A 17,061-nucleotide genomic window follows, 5' to 3' on the forward strand; every position below is an offset into this window, starting at 1 on the left:
TAAAAAGCAGATTGTTAAACTTCTGACTTTTTACTTCTAACGTTTAACATCTTCATTATGAAACAAAATATATTACCAGCCATCAGGTTAACACTTTTATGCGCTGTGTTTTTTTCAGGAATCTATACACTTTTCATTTTTGGAATCGCTCAGGCCGCACCTAATAACGGAAAAGGAGAAGTTATAGAATATAATGGCAAAAAGTATTATGCCAACATAGGTCAGAAATTTGATAGAGATGAATACTTCTGGTCACGCCCTTCAGCAGTAGATTATAACGCAGCAGGAGCGGGAGGAAGTAATAAGGGTCCGTCTAATCCTGATTATCTTAAAACGGTTCAGGAAAGAATTGATAATTTTATGAAGCATAATCCTGAGATTAAAAAATCAGAAATTCCCTCAGATCTTGTGACAGCAAGTGGAGGGGGATTAGATCCAAATATTTCTGTACAGGCCGCAAAAGTTCAGGTAAAAAGAATTTCTAAAATCAGAAAGATCAATGAAAATAAAATTCAGGAATTAATAGCATCCAATACAGAAAAACCGCTTCTCGGATTATTCGGGACTGAAAAAATCAATGTCTTAAAACTCAATATCGCATTAGACGGTTTGAAATAAATTAAAAATGAAATCGAACAAACTTCGATATTTCAAATAGAAAAAATTATGGGTAAAAAAGTATCAATATTAACATTTTTAATGTTAGGAGCAGCTTCTGCATTGCATGCTCAGGAAGAAACAAAAAATCCTTTAAAAATAAGCGGTTATGCTGAAGTATATTATCAATACGATTTTAATAATCCAAAAAACAATACAAGACCAGGCTTTGTCTATAGCCACAGCAGAAACAATGAAGTTAATTTGAATTTAGGTTTTGTAAAAGCAAACTATGAAACTGAAAAATTAAGAGCAAATGTTGCTTTAGGCGTAGGAACGTATATGAATTCCAATTATGCGGCAGAATCAGGTGTTTTAAAAAACATCTATGAAGCGAATGTTGGAGTGAAAATTTCAAAAAACAAAAATCTTTGGATTGATGCAGGAATCCTTCCTTCTCATATTGGCTTTGAAAGTGCAGTAAGCAAAGACTGTTTTACTTTAACAAGAAGTATGTTGGCGGATAATTCTCCGTATTTCGAAAGCGGTGCCAAGATTTCTTATACCAGCGACAACGGAAAATGGTTTGTAAGCGGATTGGTACTGAACGGCTGGCAAAGAATTCAGCGTGTGGACGGAAACTCAACGGTAGCTTTCGGTCATCAGTTAACCTATAAGCCGAATGAAAAAATTACGCTGAACAGCAGCTCTTTCATTGGAAATGACAAGCCGGACAGCATAAGACAGATGAGGTATTTTCATAATTTGTACGGAAGTTTTCAGTTGAGTAAAAAATTTGCTTTAATTACCGGGTTTGACATCGGAGCCGAACAGAAGTCCAAAAGCAGCGATCAGTACAACATATGGTATTCACCGGTCATTATCGCGAAGTATTCTCCAACCGAAAAGCTAAGTTTTGCGGCAAGAGGAGAATATTACAGTGATGAAAAAGGAGTAATTATCGCTACCGGAACAGAAAATGGTTTCAAAACCTTCGGATATTCCCTGAATGCTTATTATTGGATCCTCCCTAATCTGGTTTGGAGAACGGAAATCAAAAACTTAAGCAGCAAAGACGATATTTTTATGAACAGGGATAATAATCTTAAGAATAATGATCTTATGGCAGTAACATCACTGGCGGTGAGTTTTTAATTGTTCAAATCACTAAAAAATCCCTGCCGGGAAATCGGTCGGGATTTTGTGATACGATGTACAATATGTGTGTAAATTTTCTAACTTTCCTTAAAAATATTTGAATGAAAAGATTCGACATTTTCAAGAGATACTTAGGGCAGCAGATTTACACGGCAAAAGAAGAGCACGAATGGGAAACGTATGGAGAAATAAAAGAAGGAGTAATCTTTAAAGGATTCAATCTCTGGATTTTGGGGTTTGCAATGATCATAGCATGTATTGGTCTTACCACAAATTCAATAAGTGCGGTAATCGGAGCTATGTTGATTTCTCCTTTAATGGGGCCGGTGATCGGATTTGCTTTCGGACTGGCAATTAATGACAGGAATCTGAGAATTGAGGGAGCCAGAAACGGGATTAAAATAACAGCAGTAAGCTTAGCTTCGGCAACTTTATTCTTCCTGATTAATCCTTTTGATCATTCTACGGAACTGTTGGAAGCTTTTCAAAAAGCTTCAATTTTCGATATTTTCCTGGCGTTTTTTGGTGGGTTGGCAGGTTTTATCGGGATTGTAAAAAAAGAAGGTGTAAAAATCATTGCAGGGGTTGCTATTGCTACAGCTTGTATGCCTCCACTTTGTACAGCGGCATATGGAATTGCGCATCTTGATTTTGCCTATTTTATTGGTGGATTTTACTTTTATTTTATTAACTGTCTGTTTATAGGCTGGGCAACTTTTTTGCTGTCAAGGTATTTTAAATTTGAATCTATTACTAAGACAAAGAGAAACCGTCTCTGAAGAATGTGCTTTTATGGGATTTGCTTCTGATTGTCATGCTGGTTCCCGGAATATGGATTGGATATCAAAAATGGAAAATAGAAGAAGATTCACCACCACAGATGACGGATTCAGAAAAAATACAGGCATTGGAAAAACGGATAGAAAGTTTGGAAAGGAATGTCAAAAAAAATTAAGCTAAAAACAATAAAAAAATACAATATGTCGGAAGACGGAAATTCTGCGGAAGACTTCCTTACTCTTATAAAAAATTCTAGAAGAGGAAAGTTTAAAGTATATATAGGAATGAGTGCCGGTGTGGGTAAAACGTACCGCATGCTGCAGGAAGCCCATGCTCTTTTAGAAAACGGAATTGATGTGAAAATAGGCTATATTGAAACACATAATCGTAAAGAAACCCATGCTTTATTGGATGGATTACCGATTATTCCTCGAAGAAAGCTTTTCTACAAAGGAAAAGAACTGGAGGAGCTGGATGTTCAGGCTGTGCTGAATCTCCGCCCTGAAGTGGTGATTGTTGACGAATTGGCACATACCAATATAGAAGGCAGTAAAAATGAAAAACGTTGGCAGGACGTTATGGAAATTCTGGATTCCGGGATCAATGTGATTTCAGCGGTTAATATTCAGCATATCGAAAGTTTAAATGAAGAAGTAAAAGACATTACTGATATAGAAGTAAAAGAAAGAATCCCGGATTCTATTCTTTCTATGGCAGATGAGGTTGTAAATATCGATTTAACAGCCGAAGAACTGATCAATAGATTAAAAGCCGGAAAAATTTATGATCAGACGAAAATCAATGCAGCACTGAATAACTTTTTTAAAGCTGAAAGTATTTTACAGCTTCGCGAGTTGGCTTTAAAAGAAGTGGCATCACAAGTTACACGAAAAGTAGAATCGGAAGTTACCATTCATAAAGCCATAAAAAAAGAAAGGTTTTTGGCGTGCATCAGTTCCAATGAAAAAACGGCTAAAAATGTAATACGAAAAACGGCAAGATTAGCCAATTATTACAATAGTCAGTGGTATCTGCTGTATGTTCAGATTCCCCGAGAAAGTTCAGATAAAATTGCTCTGGATAAGCAGCGTCATCTGATTAATAATTTTAAATTAGCTACAGAATTAGGAGCTGAGATTATAAAAGTGGAAAATACCAATGTTGCCCATGCTATTATGGAACAATGTGAAGAACGGAAAATTACAACAGTCTGTATTGGAAAACCTCATTTGAACTTATGGAAAATCATTCTGGCAACAGATACCTTCAATTCATTGTTGAATAAGCTGTCGCAGGAGAATATAGATTTGGTTATATTATCATGAAAATCAAAACAAAACTTAATATAGGGGTAGGCCTTTTGTTTATGATGATTATCGTACTGTCGGTTTTAAGCGGATGGTATATCAATCAGTTAAAACGGGATACCAATAACATTTTGGTAGCCAATTACAATACCCTGGAATATTCCAGAAATATGTTGTTGGCATTAGAAGAAATCAATTCAGACCCATTGGCTTTCGGAGTATTTGAAAAGTATCTGGCCAAACAGAAGAAAAACGTTACGGAGCCTGGAGAAAGAGAAGCAACAGAAGAAGTGGTCACTCATTTTTCAGCTCTGAAAAAAGATACTCAAAATGCTTCATTAAAATCCTCTATAAGAAAAGATATTGCCGAGCTCATGCAGCTTAATATGGCTGCTATTCAGCACAAAAGCGGCATTGCCGATGAAACCGCTAAAAATGCGATTGCAGTTATTTCCATTGTAGGAATGCTGTGTTTTTTGATGGCATTTATTTTAATGGTAAACCTTCCTTCCAATATCGCTGACCCGATTAGAATTTTAACACAGAGTATTAAGCAGATTGCCAATCAGAACTATAAAGAAAGAGTGCACTTTAAAAGCAACAGTGAGTTTGGCGAATTGGCAAGATCTTTTAATACCATGGCTGAGAAACTTCATGAATACTCAGAAAGTAAGCTGGAGAAAATTTTAAAAGGAAAAAAACGGATCGAAACCCTTATTGATAACATGCAGGATCCGGTGATTGGAATTGACGAAAATAAAAGAGTACTCTTTGTAAATGATGAAGCTTTAAACATTACAGGTCTTAAAAAAGAAAATTTTGTCGGAAAGCTCATCCAGGATGTTGCGGTTACCAATGACCTGGTGAGAAGTATCATCAAAGATATCATCCATCCGGATGGAAAAACAGAAACTGAAGCTATGAAAATCTATGCAGATGGAAAAGAGAGTTACTTTGAAAAAAATATTATTGATATTAATATTGTACCTACAGGAGAAGAAGACAGCCAGTTTATAGGGCAGGTAATTATGCTGCATAATATTACGCCGTTTAAAGAACTGGATCTTGCTAAGACCAATTTCATCGGAACAGTTTCTCATGAATTTAAAACGCCGATCTCATCAATAAAAATGGGATTGCAACTCCTCGAAAATGATAAAATAGGTGCGCTGAATGAAGATCAGAAAAACCTGGTCAATGGAATTAAAGATGATGCGAACAGGCTATTGAAGATTACCGGGGAATTATTGGATATTACCCAATTGGAAAGTGGCTCGATCAAACTCAACATAAAACCTTCCGAAGTATCCAAAATCGTTGAATATGCAATAGATGCCAATAAAGCTGCTGCGGAGCAGAAACAGATCAAAATTCTTGTGAACATCTCTCCTGAAGTTACAACTGTTTTGGCAGATAGTGAAAAAACGGCCTGGGTTCTTAATAACTTACTTTCCAATGCTATACGTTATTCTTATGACAACTCTGATATTGCCATAGAGGTAAAAAAGATAGAAGATAAAATTATTTTTTCCGTTACGGATACGGGCCAGGGAATTGAACCTCAGTATATTTCAAAAGTATTTGACCGTTATTTCAGGATTCCGGGTGTAAAAAAGGAAGGAACAGGTCTGGGATTGAGTATAAGCAAAGAATTTATCGAATCTCAGGGTGGAGAAATTTTTGTAAAAAGTGAGTATGGAGCAGGAAGTACGTTTGCTTTTATTTTAAAAGACCATTAAAAAAGCTTACTATAAGTAAGCTTTATATATAATTTAATCTGAATATTCTTTCAATAATTGCCTGTAGCTCATTAAAATTTTAGACTTGGATATAAATCCGACGAATCTATTGGTATCATCTACTACGGGTAAATTCCAAACTCCCGTATCATCAAAGACCTGGAGAATTTCCAAAGGACGGTCTTCCTGATGAATGAGTGCAGGAGGAGCTTTCATTATTTCGGTTATTGTTACAGGGATTTTTTCAGCATTGAATAAATAAGGTCTGATATCGTCCAATGTAAGAATTCCACGTAGTGTTTTTTGCTCATCAACGATGGCAAAAATATTTTTATCACCGTTTTTCACCAATTCAAAGAGATCATCAATAGGAGCATTTTCCAGAACCGACTGAGAATATCGATCAATAAACTCTTCTGTTTTTAAAGAAAATAAAATATTTTTATCATGCTTGTTGGTGAAGATTTTTCCCTGATCAGCCATTGATTTTAATTCTGGAGAAATAGGGGAGAACCATTTAGCAATAAGATAAGACAAAATGGAAACAATCATCAGCGGAATGAACAGATCATACCCGAAGCTGGATTCTGCTATCAAAAAGATTGCCGTTAACGGTGCATACATGACTCCGCTCATGGCTCCTGCCATTCCTACTAAAACGAGATTGGTGATCGGAACCTCTGTAAAGCCTATTTGCTGACAGATGATCGCAAATAAATAACCGACAGTTCCGCCTGCAAAAAGGGAAGGTGCAAAATTTCCTCCGTTTCCTCCGCTGAAAATGGTAAAAGAGGTGGCAAATGCTTTTAATAAAAGAACCAATACCAGAAAGATGATGATGGTAAGATCCTTAATCTCAAAATACCGGAAAAGACTGTTTTCAATAATTTTATGAGTATCTCCATTGGTAAAAGCCTTTACTGTTTCATAACCTTCTCCAAACAAAGGCGGAAAAAGTACACATAACAAGGAAAGAACAGCACCCCCAAACATGGCTTTTCTGAGACGGGACATCTGTAATTCTTTTATAAAATGCTCAACCTTCTGCGAAATAATAACAAAATATCTTGCATATAACCCAGTGACTACGCCTAAAACAAGATAATAAGGTACGTTGCGATAGTTGAAAGCCTCTCTTGCATAAAACCTGAAAAGGACGTCTTCCTGAAGTAAAACTCTTGATAACAAACTCCCGCAAACGGCAGCAACCACCAATGGAATAAAATCGGTAAACACAACTCCTGTCAGTAATATTTCAAAGGCAAACATAATTCCAGCAATCGGAGCATTGAATGCAGAAGCAATCCCCGCAGTTGCTCCTGCTGCTAATAAAAGGGTACGTTCTTTATAAGTAAGCCGGTAGGTTTGTGCGTAATTGGAGCCTATTGCAGCTCCTGTTACAGCAATAGGACTTTCCAGACCGGCAGAGCCTCCAAGTCCTACCGTTATTGCACTCTGAACAATTTGAGAATACATCTTAACCGATGAAACAATACTGGAGTTCTGTGCAATTTCGTATAATATGGCTCCGATCCCTTTTCTGTCCTGTCCCTTAAATAAAGTAAGGACAATACTTGTTGTCAGAACAATTCCTAGAAACGGAAAAACAATGTAAAATAAAATCTGATATTCAAAATGAACTTTAGTGGTAATAAAATGATGAATACTGTGAACTAAAGTTTTTAGTAAGACCCCTGCTAAACCGGCTGTGCTTCCTACAAGAATTCCTGACAAAACAAGAAATTGATTTCTGCTGAGCCTGTTATTTAGCCAATGAAGAATGAGTTCGTAGCTGCGTGCTTTTTCAAGTCCAAACTTTTGAAAGTCTCTTTTAAACTTTAAAAAGCTCAGTAATTTTTTTTTATTATGAATTTTCACCTGCTTAAATTTGGGGATATGCAATCAATAGAAATGTAAATGTAAGAAATTATATTTTTAATGATTGAACACTAAGATTTCAAATCTAAAATCTCCAAAATCAATAGATTTCGGAGTATAAGATAAATTATTGCTGGAAAGTTAGTTAAGCGTATAGTTAGAAATAACCAACCTCAAAATAAAGTGAACATAATTTTCTTCCGCTTCTTTTCTGTTAATCAGCTTATTTTTATATTCATAGGATGAGAGAACCTGTATTGCCTTTTGATACATTTCAAAATCTTCTCCTTTTATTTTGATTCTGCCGTTACCTTCCTTAGTTTGAATGAGATTATTGTCTAAAGTTCTGACTTTGAATAAGACATGATTGAGTTTTGAACGGGAACGCATTGAACCTGTATGTCTTTCAACAATATTCACTTTGAACGAATCAAATACGATGTTGTTAAAAACGACGTTTGAACCGGGGTCCTGCGTATTGAGTTCAAGTGTATAATTCATAAATTTTACTTTTTGCAAATTTACGTAGAAGCAAAAGATTTTCAAAATAAAATGAGAAAATCTCTTTCGTAATTTTTTAATTTAAATTTTAATTCCAGTGAAATTTTTTAATAAATGGAATATTGATCCCCTGTGAATGAAAAGTTTTTTCAATGCAAAAACTCGGGACGGTCAATACGTACACAGTGCTCGCTTCCCAGATATAAAGGGTTTCCATGCTTTTCAGACCAGAATCCATCTAGGATATCCTTACTGATGCAGCGGTAAACAGCTACGCCTTTGTATATATTGTGATCTTCACCTTTATAATTAAAATTGATGACCAAAATCTGATCTTTATAAAACCCTGTACCGTTTTGTAGCTGATCTCCAATCATCCATTGGGCAATAATTCTGTTGTTTTCATCAAGAGATAAAGTTAATATACCATGATAAGAAATAAGGCCGGTTTCTTCCTGATTGCTGCCTTGAACAGAATAACTGCCTACAAGATCTTCTACTGTCATTATTTGAATTTAAGTCCCCAAAGTTAGAAAATCTTATCTTGAAGTTTGAAAAAGCCCCTCATTTATTAATGCTTATTGAAGCGCAAATTGATTTTTTGTGAGAAAATTGGGAATTCAGTTCATAATATTAACCTTATTTAACGTTTAATGCATGTAACAAATATTCCCTTGTTGGTGTCTTATAATTGGAAAACATAACTATTAATGAAAAATATTATAGCGCCAATCGCTTTATTAATGGGCACTTTAGTTTTTGCCCAAGCTGAAAAAGACACTGTAGAATCAAAAGTAAAAGAGAAAGAAATAGAAACAGTCACTTTTGTGGCAAAAAAACCTACCGTTGAGTCTAAGGTTGACCGTACTGTTTTTAATGTTGCTAATAGCTCTATTCTTGCAGGGAACACAACCTGGGATGTACTGCGCATGACTCCTTTGGTAAGTATTGATAATAATGACGCAATAAAGGCGGAAGGAGAAACTGTCACTGTTTATATCAATGACAGGAAAACAGTCTTTACCGGTAAAGAACTGAAAGAATATTTAAAAACAATTCCGGCCGATAATCTGATGAAAATTGAAGTGATCACCAGTCCGTCTTCACGCTATGAAGCGACAGGATCAGTAATTAATATCGTTTTAAAGAAAAGAGATGATGAGGGGCTGAAAGGAAGCGTTACTTTAAATAACAGGCAGAACACTAAAAATTCTCAGTATGCCAATCTCAATCTGAATTATCACAAGAAAAACTTTACCCAGACACTTATCGGAAGTTATGGTGATAATACGAATGTGCAGAGCAATTCAAGTCTATACACCTTGTATAAAGAAAATTCAACCACTCAGATCAACTCAAAAACTATTGGAAGATACAGAAGTCCGTCTGTTTCTTCAACTTCGGAATTTGAATTAAATAACAAAAATACAATAGGAGTTATTCTGGAATATTACCAAAGTAACTCAAGCTCTACTTCTGAAGCAGACGGCTTGAAAAATATCAACGGAATATTTGATAACTCTTATAGTCAAAATCAAAACTCAAATGGACTTAACCGCAATCTGGGAACAAATGTTTTCTATAAATGGTATGATAAAGAAAAGAATAAGATTTTAGATGTAAACCTGGGTACGAATTATTATGGACAGTCGGATGACAGCTATTATATAAAAGATATGCTTTCTCTTAAAAATGACAATTTAGTAAGGGATATAAAAGACATAGGCGTACTTACCGATACAGAAAACAGAAATTATTATATTAAAGTTGATTATACTCAGCCATTTGGAAAATCAGGAGGGAATTTCGAGATTGGTGGTAAAATGGACTTCAATAATAATGTCATTCCGAATAGCCTTTATGGAAATAATCTGGAAGGTCTCAGTAAAAGCGATACTTTCCATTACGAAGATAATATAGGCTCGGTCTATGCAAACTACAGTAAAACGTTCTTTAAAAAATTAGAAACCAGAATCGGACTTCGTTATGAATATATTGATTATCAGATTCGTCAGGATATTGCCGGAACTTCAAGAAAAGATTCTTATGGTAAATTGTTGCCGAATATTTTGCTGAAGTATTCCTTTTCGGATAAATATGACCTGAGTCTGACGTATAATAAAAATATATGGCGACCTTGGTATGCAGAATTCAATCCGTTCCTGATCCCTAATAATGATGGGTTTTACAGCCGCGGAAATATGGATCTGGAACCGAATCCAAGTGACAGAGTGTATATGAAACTTGGAATTTTAAAGAAATACTTCATCTCGGCAAGATATATGTTTACCGATCAGGATTATTGGACGGATTATGTAGAAGGAACACTTACAGATGCTCAAAACAACGCCAAGAAAATTACCATTACCCAACCGTCTAATTTTGCAGGAAAGGTGCATAAATATTATCTATACGCAAATACAAACCAGACTTTCTTTAAAAATAAGTTTACAGTGAATCTTGGTTTGGGTTGGTATTATATTGATAACAGCGATTTTAATCAGAAAAACAAATTGGAAGGAGCAAACAGCTATATCAGTTATTTGAGTGCTTCCACCAATCTTTCATATACCAATCTATTTAATAAAAATATTAACCTGAGCGCATGGGTTGAAGTTTCCAACCAAAATAACGGGAACTCCACCACCAACAAGGCAAACGTTTTTCATAATATTTCTGTGACGAAAATATTCCCGAAAACACAAATGGAAGTCAGCCTGCAGCTGATGAATATCTTTCAGAGACCTAATTATGATGCTACAACGTATACGCAGGGAGGGACGTTCAGAAATGCTTCGAGATGGGATTGGTATGGTGCCTCCATTTCATTCGTAAAACGATTTGGAAACCAAAAGGTAAAAGAAAATACCAAAACCGATGTTGAAAAAAACGGAGGCGGAGGGAAATAGTTTCGTGTTTTCTAAATGAAGCGGATCATGATATATTCATGATCCGTTTTTTTATTTAAACTAAAATTAAAGTATAAATAGAAGTACTTTTCTGGCATTTATTATTTTGAAGACCTGGATGTAAAGAGCATATAGGCTAAACCTAATCCCATTCCGGCAAAAATAGACATAGTTGTTTTTCTTGAAAGTACGGGAAACATTGTTTCGCCATAAATCCGGTGAGGTTCTGATGATGGAGAGAGAACATTTCCGGATTCATCGGGAGCTTTTTTCACTTTCATTAATACTCTCATCGCTGCAGAAGCAGTGTTAATGATAGGTTTAGGAAATAATCCATATATATTTTTGAGAACCATAGATGTTAAATCCGGGAAAAGATCTTTTTGGGGATGTTTGGCAAGTTGAACAATACTTGCGGCCGTATCTCTCGGGTCTGCTGCAAATGGAGGTATCTTAAAATCTAATCCTGAATACTTCGCAGAATGCATATTTCCCGTTGATCTCTGAATTTGCGGATATAGATTACAAATATGGATATGAGGAAAATCAGATAGTTCTCCGTGCAGACATTCCATCATTCCGCGGATTCCGAATTTGGCAGAAGAATAAGCCGCACTGTAAGGAGCGGGCATAAAGCCGCCGATAGAAATATTATTGATTAGTATCCCTTCCTGTTGTTTTTTGAAAATAGGTAAAACACTATAGGCGCCATGCATATACCCAAACAGATTGGTTTTTATCACCTGTTCATTAAGTTCTATAGGGATTTCTTCAAATTTTCCGCTTGCCATTACCCCTGCATTATTGACCCAGATATCTATTCTTCCGTTAAACTGCAAAGCTTTATTCGTGAGATTTCGGACATCTTCAGCGATGGAAACATCTGTCGGTACTGCCATTGCTGCCACATCAAGATCCCGGCATAGACTTACAGTTTCATCAAGACCTTCTTTTCCTCTTGCGGCAACTACGATATTGCAGCCTTCTAAGGCAAAAGCTTCCGCAATAGCTCTTCCTATTCCGCTGCTTCCTCCGGTAATGACGACGGTTTTTCCTTTTAAACTTTTTTGTAATAGATCTGCTGATTTCATTTTGTGATTGTTTTGGTTGGTGTAAGAAATTAACCTATTATTATGCCATTTCAGTGTTTATAAGGAGTGATCCAGAAATCTGCAGATAAAATTTTATTATTTTTTCTTAAATAATCTTAATTATTTCTAAAAAAACGGATGATTAAATTTTTTGGCACAAAATTTTAATAACGAAATGTAACTCATGTTTAATTTGAGTTTTCATGGTTATTAGTTTTTATCCTCAGAATTTCTGAGGATTTTTTATTTATAACGGAAAAATAGAAAAAAGCAAAATAGTACTGTCTTATTTCTTTTTTATCCCGATCATTCGTAAAGCTGTTCGGGTTAAATATATTTCATCAAATGAAGTAAGTGATTCCACATCTTTAAAGGCTGAAAAACTAAGATCATTTTTATTAAAAGACAATTCAATGGAATTATTATAGGCTGCAACTATTCTTACCCGGGAATAGCCGTTGTAATCTACTTTAAAATCTTTAAACAAGCATTGCTGTTCGGCAGCCTGGTAAATTCTGTATTCTTCAAATGCGGTAATGTCATTGGTCTCACCTTTACTGTTATGTTCAAGAGCTTTCCACGAAGTGTAGTTTTTAGGTTCTTTTAAAACATTTCCTTGTTGATCTACCGGAACAAACATCCCTAGATGCAAAGTTTTTTTTAAGAAATTAGCATAGTTCTTCATCAGTTTTAATGTTTGAAGATCTGCATATCCTTCATGGGAATAATATTCTAAGACGAACATAGTCATCGGAATCAGCTTATGAGACGCATCAGGCTGCATAATTGTAAAGACATTTAAAAAAACTAAAATTAATATTTTTATTCATTTTATCAAATCTGATTGGCAAATAATACCGACTTTGTTTTAACTTATTGATTGATAATTGTTTATTTTTATTTTTTAAACCGCTAATGATCTGCATTATTTCAAAATAAAATTAATCCCTATTTTTGCTGAAATTCATCGGAAAATGAAGAATATACTAAGCTGGGTTTTAGTTTTATTTCTTACCGTTTCACTTTTAAACAATTGTCTGAGCCATAAAGTTCAGAAAGAAATCAGCCAAAAAAAATCTTTCATTGCAAAGCTTAGGGAATTGTACGCTTCTGGTGATACTTCAAAGTGGCCTGTTCCTATGCTGGATGAAGAGGCTAAACCTTATTTTTCAGAAATAGGACATCTTCCTGAAATACAGTTCCCGGCAGATAATATATACTCTCCGGAAAAAACAGTATTGGGAAAGACTCTCTTCTATGATCCGCGGCTTTCGGGTTCTAATCAGATTGCCTGTGCTTCCTGCCATGATCCTGAATTGGGATGGTGTGACAACAGGATGGTTTCTTTTGGACACGACAGACAACTGGGAACACGAAATGCGATGAGCATCTTAAACTCGGCGTATGCAACATCTTTATTTTGGGATGGACGCGCAAATTCTTTGGAAGAGCAGTCCCAGATGCCTATTCAGGACCAAAAAGAGATGAGTGAGCATATTGATATGGCGGTTGGAAAAATTGCTAAAATTAAAGGATATGAAATCCTGTTCGAAAGAGCTTTTGGAGACAAAACCATAACAAAAGAGAGAGTTACCAAAGCGATTGCTACGTTCGAAAGAAGTGTAAAAAGCCCTCCAAGTAAATTTGACCGTTTTATTGATGGCGAAGCTAATCTTTTTACAGATGATGAAGTAATGGGGTTGCACCTGTTTCGTACCAAGGCACAATGTATCAATTGTCATAATTCCGGATATTTTTCCAATAATCGTTTCGAAAATATAGGAACGTCTTTGCTAAGCTCAGAACAAGAAGATTTAGGAAGATATTTGGTAACTAAAAAACCTGAAGATGTAGGTAAATTTCGGGTGCCAAGTTTACGGGAAATAGTGAGAACCGGACCATGGATGCATAACGGAACTTTTACATCGTTAACAGATATTATTCAAATCTATAATAAAGGAAACCCGGAACTTTATAAACATCGGACTACTATATATAATGGAGCGGAATTGATTTCTCATAAATCTGATATGCTAAGGCTGCTTGATTTAACAGATGAGGAAATTATGCAGTTAGAAGTATTTTTAAGAACGTTATCAACAAAAAACCAGAGAATTTCACCCCCGATTCTTCCTCAATAAAAAAATAAAACCCACAATAATAAAATTGTGGGTTTTTCGTAAATAAAATATATAATTAAGATTTGGGTGCTTACAATTTATAAATTCAAATTTTGTCTTTATGTTTTATAAACTTAACTGTACAACACGGTGCAAATATTATGCCTGAAATCCCACAAATTTGTGATTTTTCATAAAATTAATTGGCGATTGGTTCTAACATGTTCATTTTCTGCTGGAAAAATGTGATGCTTCAATAATTAATAAGGCTATTTAGAAAATACAGGAAGTTTCCCGACTAATAGAAATGCAATGAAAAGGATAGAGGCGAGTAGGCTTACAAAGAGGCTCCATGAGGTTGCATGCAGCAAATATCCGGTACCGCTTCCCAGAATGCTTGAACCGGAATAATAAAATAACCAATACATAGAAGTGGCAGAAGATTTTCCATATTTTGCACGAATAGCAACCAATTGACTTGCCATGGTATGTGCAGAGAAAAAAGAAAGAGTAAATAATGCTAAACCAAATATTACCAGATAAATATTTTTTGAATAGAAAAGCAATAAAGAAGCAAACATAATTAAAATAAAGTATTTCAGAATATTTCTTTTCTCATAATGTTTTGATAAATAACTGGTAAGCATGGTTCCGAAAACTCCGAAAATATACATCAGGAAAATTAAGGCTATGAAATAGTGGCTCAACGAAAATGGTGGAGCTTCTAGCCGGAAGCTTAAATAATTATACATACTTACAAAAGTTCCCATAATGAGCGCGGCAATACAGAATAAAGATAAGAGAAACGGATCTGAAAGAAACTTTCTCATTTGCTTTATCTTTAAAGAATAATCTGTTCTTTGAGGATGAAAAAAACGGGAATTTGGAAAAATTTTCCAGAAGGTTAAACCTAATATGAGACTTACTATTCCAATAATCATAACAGCCGTTTTCCAACCGTATTCTCCAGCAAGAATTGTGGTAAATATTCTTCCGCTCATTCCTCCAATTGTATTTCCGCTCAGATACATACTGATAGCAAGTGCTACCGAAGATATTTCCACCTCTTCGGTGAGATAGGCAAGAGCGACTGCCGAAACCCCTGAAACTAAAAAGCCTTTTAAAAAACCAATTACAATTAAAATTTCAAGATTGGGGATCCAGGTAGAAATAAAAGTTAGAAGAGCAGAAGAAAGTAGAGAAAACACCATAAGTCGTTTTCTGGAATAAGCATCAGCTTTAAAAGCAAAGAAAAAAAGTCCTGTTGCCATTCCGATGGTGGAAGAAGATACTAAAAGAGAGCTGTTTCCCGCTCCCGCATTAAAATATTCACTTACTAAAGGAAGAAGAGGCTGAAAAAGATAAAGCTGGGCAAATACGGAAAGTCCGGATAAGAATATCCCTATTTTAATATATTTGAATCTGTAGGTGTTCTTGTTCGCCTTTTCTGAGTTGCTCATGATATCTTCTGGGTTCGGAATAATAGATTTGAAAAGAGCAAATTTCTTACTATTTTTTTAATGCTGAAAGTAGTAGAGTTTAATGAAATCTATTCATAAAATTGATTGGATATTTAATTTTTAAAGCAAAAGATTATCTAAAAGAAAATGAGTTAATGTTTGTGGAAAAAAATATTTATATATTTTTGTGAATTAAATGTAAATATATAACTATAAATCATATATTTGTATTAAATAACTCCACAAACTAATAACTAAAAAATGAACATAGATTTTACAACGGCAACTTTCAAAGATTTTGAAAATATTCCAGGTCTGGATATGATGGATCGTGCGGATGCTTATTATGATTTCTTGGATTATATGAAATCTAATGGACATCGTTACAGATTACAGAATAATACGGGATGTAGTTCGGTAATGAGTGTTACTACGGGAAATACTACTAAAGAGTTTATTAGTTTTGTTACCAGTGATTACTTAGGTTTTACACAGCATCCAAAAGTAAAGCAGGCAGCTATTGAAGGAATTGAAAAGTTTGGTGCAGGTACGGCAGCCACTCCTCTTATCGGGGGATATTATTCCTATCACAAGGATTTGGAAGAAAAAATTGCCTCTTTTTTTGGAAGATCGCAGGATGAAGCTGTAATTTTTACTACCGGATATACTGCAAATAGTGCCACATTACAGATTCTGCTTCAAAAAGAAGATATTGCCATTGTAGATATGGCTGTACATGCAAGTGTGTATGAAGGATGTATTTTAACAAATAGAAAAACATTTCCACACAACAACTTGGAGGCTTTAGAGCAAATTTTAAAGACCTCGGAAAGTCAATACCGTACCAAATTGGTAGTTATTGACGGAGTGTATTCTCAGGATGGAGATACAGCGCCAATTGAAGAAATATATCAATTAGTAAAAAAATATAATGCCTATTTAATGGTGGACGATGTACATGGAGTAGGGATTTTAGGTAAGACAGGTAGAGGTACCATTGAAGATACAGGTTTACTGAATAAAATTGATATTATAACAGGAACCTTCAGTAAGACATTTGGAAATCTTGGAGGATATGTCATTGCTAATAAAAAGCTGACTAATTTTATCCGGTTTCAATCCCGTCAGCAAATATTTTCGGCTACGACTCCGCCTCCTACCGCTACGGGAATTATTAAAGCCATTGAATTAATAGATGAAGAACCGCACTGGCGTTTAAAGCTGTGGGATAATATCAATTATTTCAAAAAAGGATTAGACGATATGGGATTAGATACAGGGACTACCTGTTCTGCTGTTATCCCTGTGAAAATTGGAGATCCGCATGTTACAGGAGATGCGGGGAAACTTCTTTTAGATCACGGGATTTATACCAATCCGATAATATATCCCGCAGTAGCGAGAAAAGATGCTCGTATAAGAATGAGTATCACTGCAACACACGAAAGAGAGCATCTTGACAAAACGTTGAGTGCATTTGAGGATATAAAAAATAAATTGCATATTGCAAAAAAATAATAA

The 17,061-nt window shown here is 35.1% G+C and carries 14 protein-coding genes; 8 read left to right on the top strand and 6 right to left on the bottom strand.

The genetic code is table 11. The annotated features are described in order from the left end of the window. Positions 1-57 precede the first annotated feature (57 nt). The 5 genes from CLV73_RS03115 (at position 58) to CLV73_RS03135 (ending at position 5,581) form a co-directional block, all read left to right on the top strand. Entirely contained in the window at positions 58-618 is a 561-nt protein-coding gene (locus CLV73_RS03115; protein ID WP_100375412.1) for a K(+)-transporting ATPase subunit C, read from the top strand. Between the two features lie 48 nt (positions 619-666). After that, positions 667-1,752, top strand: coding sequence for a porin (locus CLV73_RS03120; protein ID WP_100375413.1), 1,086 nt, complete (start codon positions 667-669; stop codon positions 1,750-1,752). Between the two features lie 104 nt (positions 1,753-1,856). Continuing rightward, positions 1,857-2,534: a DUF389 domain-containing protein gene (locus CLV73_RS03125; protein ID WP_100375414.1), complete on the top strand. Its 678-nt coding sequence runs from the start codon at positions 1,857-1,859 to the stop codon at positions 2,532-2,534. 201 nt (positions 2,535-2,735) lie between these two features. Continuing rightward, entirely contained in the window at positions 2,736-3,860 is a 1,125-nt protein-coding gene (locus CLV73_RS03130; protein WP_100376974.1) for a histidine kinase, read from the top strand. Continuing rightward, positions 3,857-5,581, top strand: coding sequence for a HAMP domain-containing sensor histidine kinase (locus CLV73_RS03135; RefSeq protein WP_100375415.1), 1,725 nt, complete (start codon positions 3,857-3,859; stop codon positions 5,579-5,581). The genes CLV73_RS03130 and CLV73_RS03135 overlap by 4 nt, the downstream gene beginning before the upstream one ends. A gap of 33 nt (positions 5,582-5,614) precedes the next feature. On the opposite strand, the gene CLV73_RS03140 is transcribed toward CLV73_RS03135, so the two are convergent. The 3 genes from CLV73_RS03140 to CLV73_RS03150 all read right to left on the bottom strand — a co-directional run bounded on the left by CLV73_RS03140 (position 5,615) and on the right by CLV73_RS03150 (position 8,466). Further along, positions 5,615-7,459, bottom strand: coding sequence for a chloride channel protein (locus CLV73_RS03140; RefSeq protein WP_100376975.1), 1,845 nt, complete (start codon positions 7,457-7,459; stop codon positions 5,615-5,617). A 141-nt stretch (positions 7,460-7,600) separates the two neighbouring features. Beyond that, positions 7,601-7,960, bottom strand: a complete 360-nt coding sequence (locus tag CLV73_RS03145; protein WP_100375416.1) for a prevent-host-death protein — start codon at positions 7,958-7,960, stop codon at positions 7,601-7,603. 149 nt (positions 7,961-8,109) lie between these two features. Beyond that, the gene (locus tag CLV73_RS03150; RefSeq protein ID WP_100375417.1) at positions 8,110-8,466 is read right to left on the bottom strand and encodes a hypothetical protein; all 357 of its coding nucleotides are present in this window, start codon (positions 8,464-8,466) and stop codon (positions 8,110-8,112) included. A 204-nt stretch (positions 8,467-8,670) separates the two neighbouring features. Here CLV73_RS03150 and CLV73_RS03155 point away from each other — a divergent pair, with 204 nt between their 5' ends. Next, positions 8,671-10,869: an outer membrane beta-barrel family protein gene (locus CLV73_RS03155; RefSeq protein WP_100375418.1), complete on the top strand. Its 2,199-nt coding sequence runs from the start codon at positions 8,671-8,673 to the stop codon at positions 10,867-10,869. Between the two features lie 101 nt (positions 10,870-10,970). On the opposite strand, the gene CLV73_RS03160 is transcribed toward CLV73_RS03155, so the two are convergent. Both CLV73_RS03160 and CLV73_RS03165 read right to left on the bottom strand, forming a co-directional pair. Further along, positions 10,971-11,960, bottom strand: coding sequence for an SDR family oxidoreductase (locus tag CLV73_RS03160; RefSeq protein WP_100375419.1), 990 nt, complete (start codon positions 11,958-11,960; stop codon positions 10,971-10,973). A 286-nt stretch (positions 11,961-12,246) separates the two neighbouring features. Next, on the bottom strand, positions 12,247-12,744 hold the full coding sequence (locus tag CLV73_RS03165; RefSeq protein WP_100375420.1) for a hypothetical protein: 498 nt from the start codon (positions 12,742-12,744) through the stop codon (positions 12,247-12,249). A gap of 190 nt (positions 12,745-12,934) precedes the next feature. On the opposite strand from CLV73_RS03165, the gene CLV73_RS03170 reads away from it, so the two are divergent. Continuing rightward, positions 12,935-14,101: a cytochrome-c peroxidase gene (locus tag CLV73_RS03170; protein WP_100375421.1), complete on the top strand. Its 1,167-nt coding sequence runs from the start codon at positions 12,935-12,937 to the stop codon at positions 14,099-14,101. 248 nt (positions 14,102-14,349) lie between these two features. Here the strand turns inward: CLV73_RS03170 and CLV73_RS03175 are convergent, their stop codons facing one another. After that, the gene (locus CLV73_RS03175) at positions 14,350-15,540 is read right to left on the bottom strand and encodes an MFS transporter (protein WP_100375422.1); all 1,191 of its coding nucleotides are present in this window, start codon (positions 15,538-15,540) and stop codon (positions 14,350-14,352) included. A 261-nt stretch (positions 15,541-15,801) separates the two neighbouring features. Here CLV73_RS03175 and CLV73_RS03180 point away from each other — a divergent pair, with 261 nt between their 5' ends. Continuing rightward, a complete protein-coding gene (locus CLV73_RS03180; RefSeq protein WP_100375423.1) occupies positions 15,802-17,058 on the top strand; it encodes an aminotransferase class I/II-fold pyridoxal phosphate-dependent enzyme in 1,257 nt (418 codons plus the stop codon). The last annotated feature ends 3 nt before the right edge of the window (positions 17,059-17,061 follow it).

This window comes from Chryseobacterium geocarposphaerae, assembly GCF_002797535.1.
Classification (GTDB): Bacteria; Bacteroidota; Bacteroidia; order Flavobacteriales; family Weeksellaceae; genus Chryseobacterium; species Chryseobacterium geocarposphaerae.

Excerpts from the sequence above, each read along its gene's own strand:
- CLV73_RS03180 (WP_100375423.1), top strand. The coding sequence starts at position 15,802 with ATGAACATAGATTTTACAACGGCAACTTTCAAAGATTTTGAAAATATT.
- CLV73_RS03125 (WP_100375414.1), top strand. The coding sequence starts at position 1,857 with ATGAAAAGATTCGACATTTTCAAGAGATACTTAGGGCAGCAGATTTAC.
- CLV73_RS03155 (WP_100375418.1), top strand. The coding sequence starts at position 8,671 with ATGAAAAATATTATAGCGCCAATCGCTTTATTAATGGGCACTTTAGTT.
- CLV73_RS03170 (WP_100375421.1), top strand. The coding sequence starts at position 12,935 with ATGAAGAATATACTAAGCTGGGTTTTAGTTTTATTTCTTACCGTTTCA.
- CLV73_RS03145 (WP_100375416.1), bottom strand. The coding sequence starts at position 7,960 with ATGAATTATACACTTGAACTCAATACGCAGGACCCCGGTTCAAACGTC.
- CLV73_RS03120 (WP_100375413.1), top strand. The coding sequence starts at position 667 with ATGGGTAAAAAAGTATCAATATTAACATTTTTAATGTTAGGAGCAGCT.
- CLV73_RS03150 (WP_100375417.1), bottom strand. The coding sequence starts at position 8,466 with ATGACAGTAGAAGATCTTGTAGGCAGTTATTCTGTTCAAGGCAGCAAT.
- CLV73_RS03130 (WP_100376974.1), top strand. The coding sequence starts at position 2,736 with ATGTCGGAAGACGGAAATTCTGCGGAAGACTTCCTTACTCTTATAAAA.
- CLV73_RS03160 (WP_100375419.1), bottom strand. The coding sequence starts at position 11,960 with ATGAAATCAGCAGATCTATTACAAAAAAGTTTAAAAGGAAAAACCGTC.
- CLV73_RS03135 (WP_100375415.1), top strand. The coding sequence starts at position 3,857 with ATGAAAATCAAAACAAAACTTAATATAGGGGTAGGCCTTTTGTTTATG.
- CLV73_RS03115 (WP_100375412.1), top strand. The coding sequence starts at position 58 with ATGAAACAAAATATATTACCAGCCATCAGGTTAACACTTTTATGCGCT.
- CLV73_RS03175 (WP_100375422.1), bottom strand. The coding sequence starts at position 15,540 with ATGAGCAACTCAGAAAAGGCGAACAAGAACACCTACAGATTCAAATAT.
- CLV73_RS03165 (WP_100375420.1), bottom strand. The coding sequence starts at position 12,744 with ATGCAGCCTGATGCGTCTCATAAGCTGATTCCGATGACTATGTTCGTC.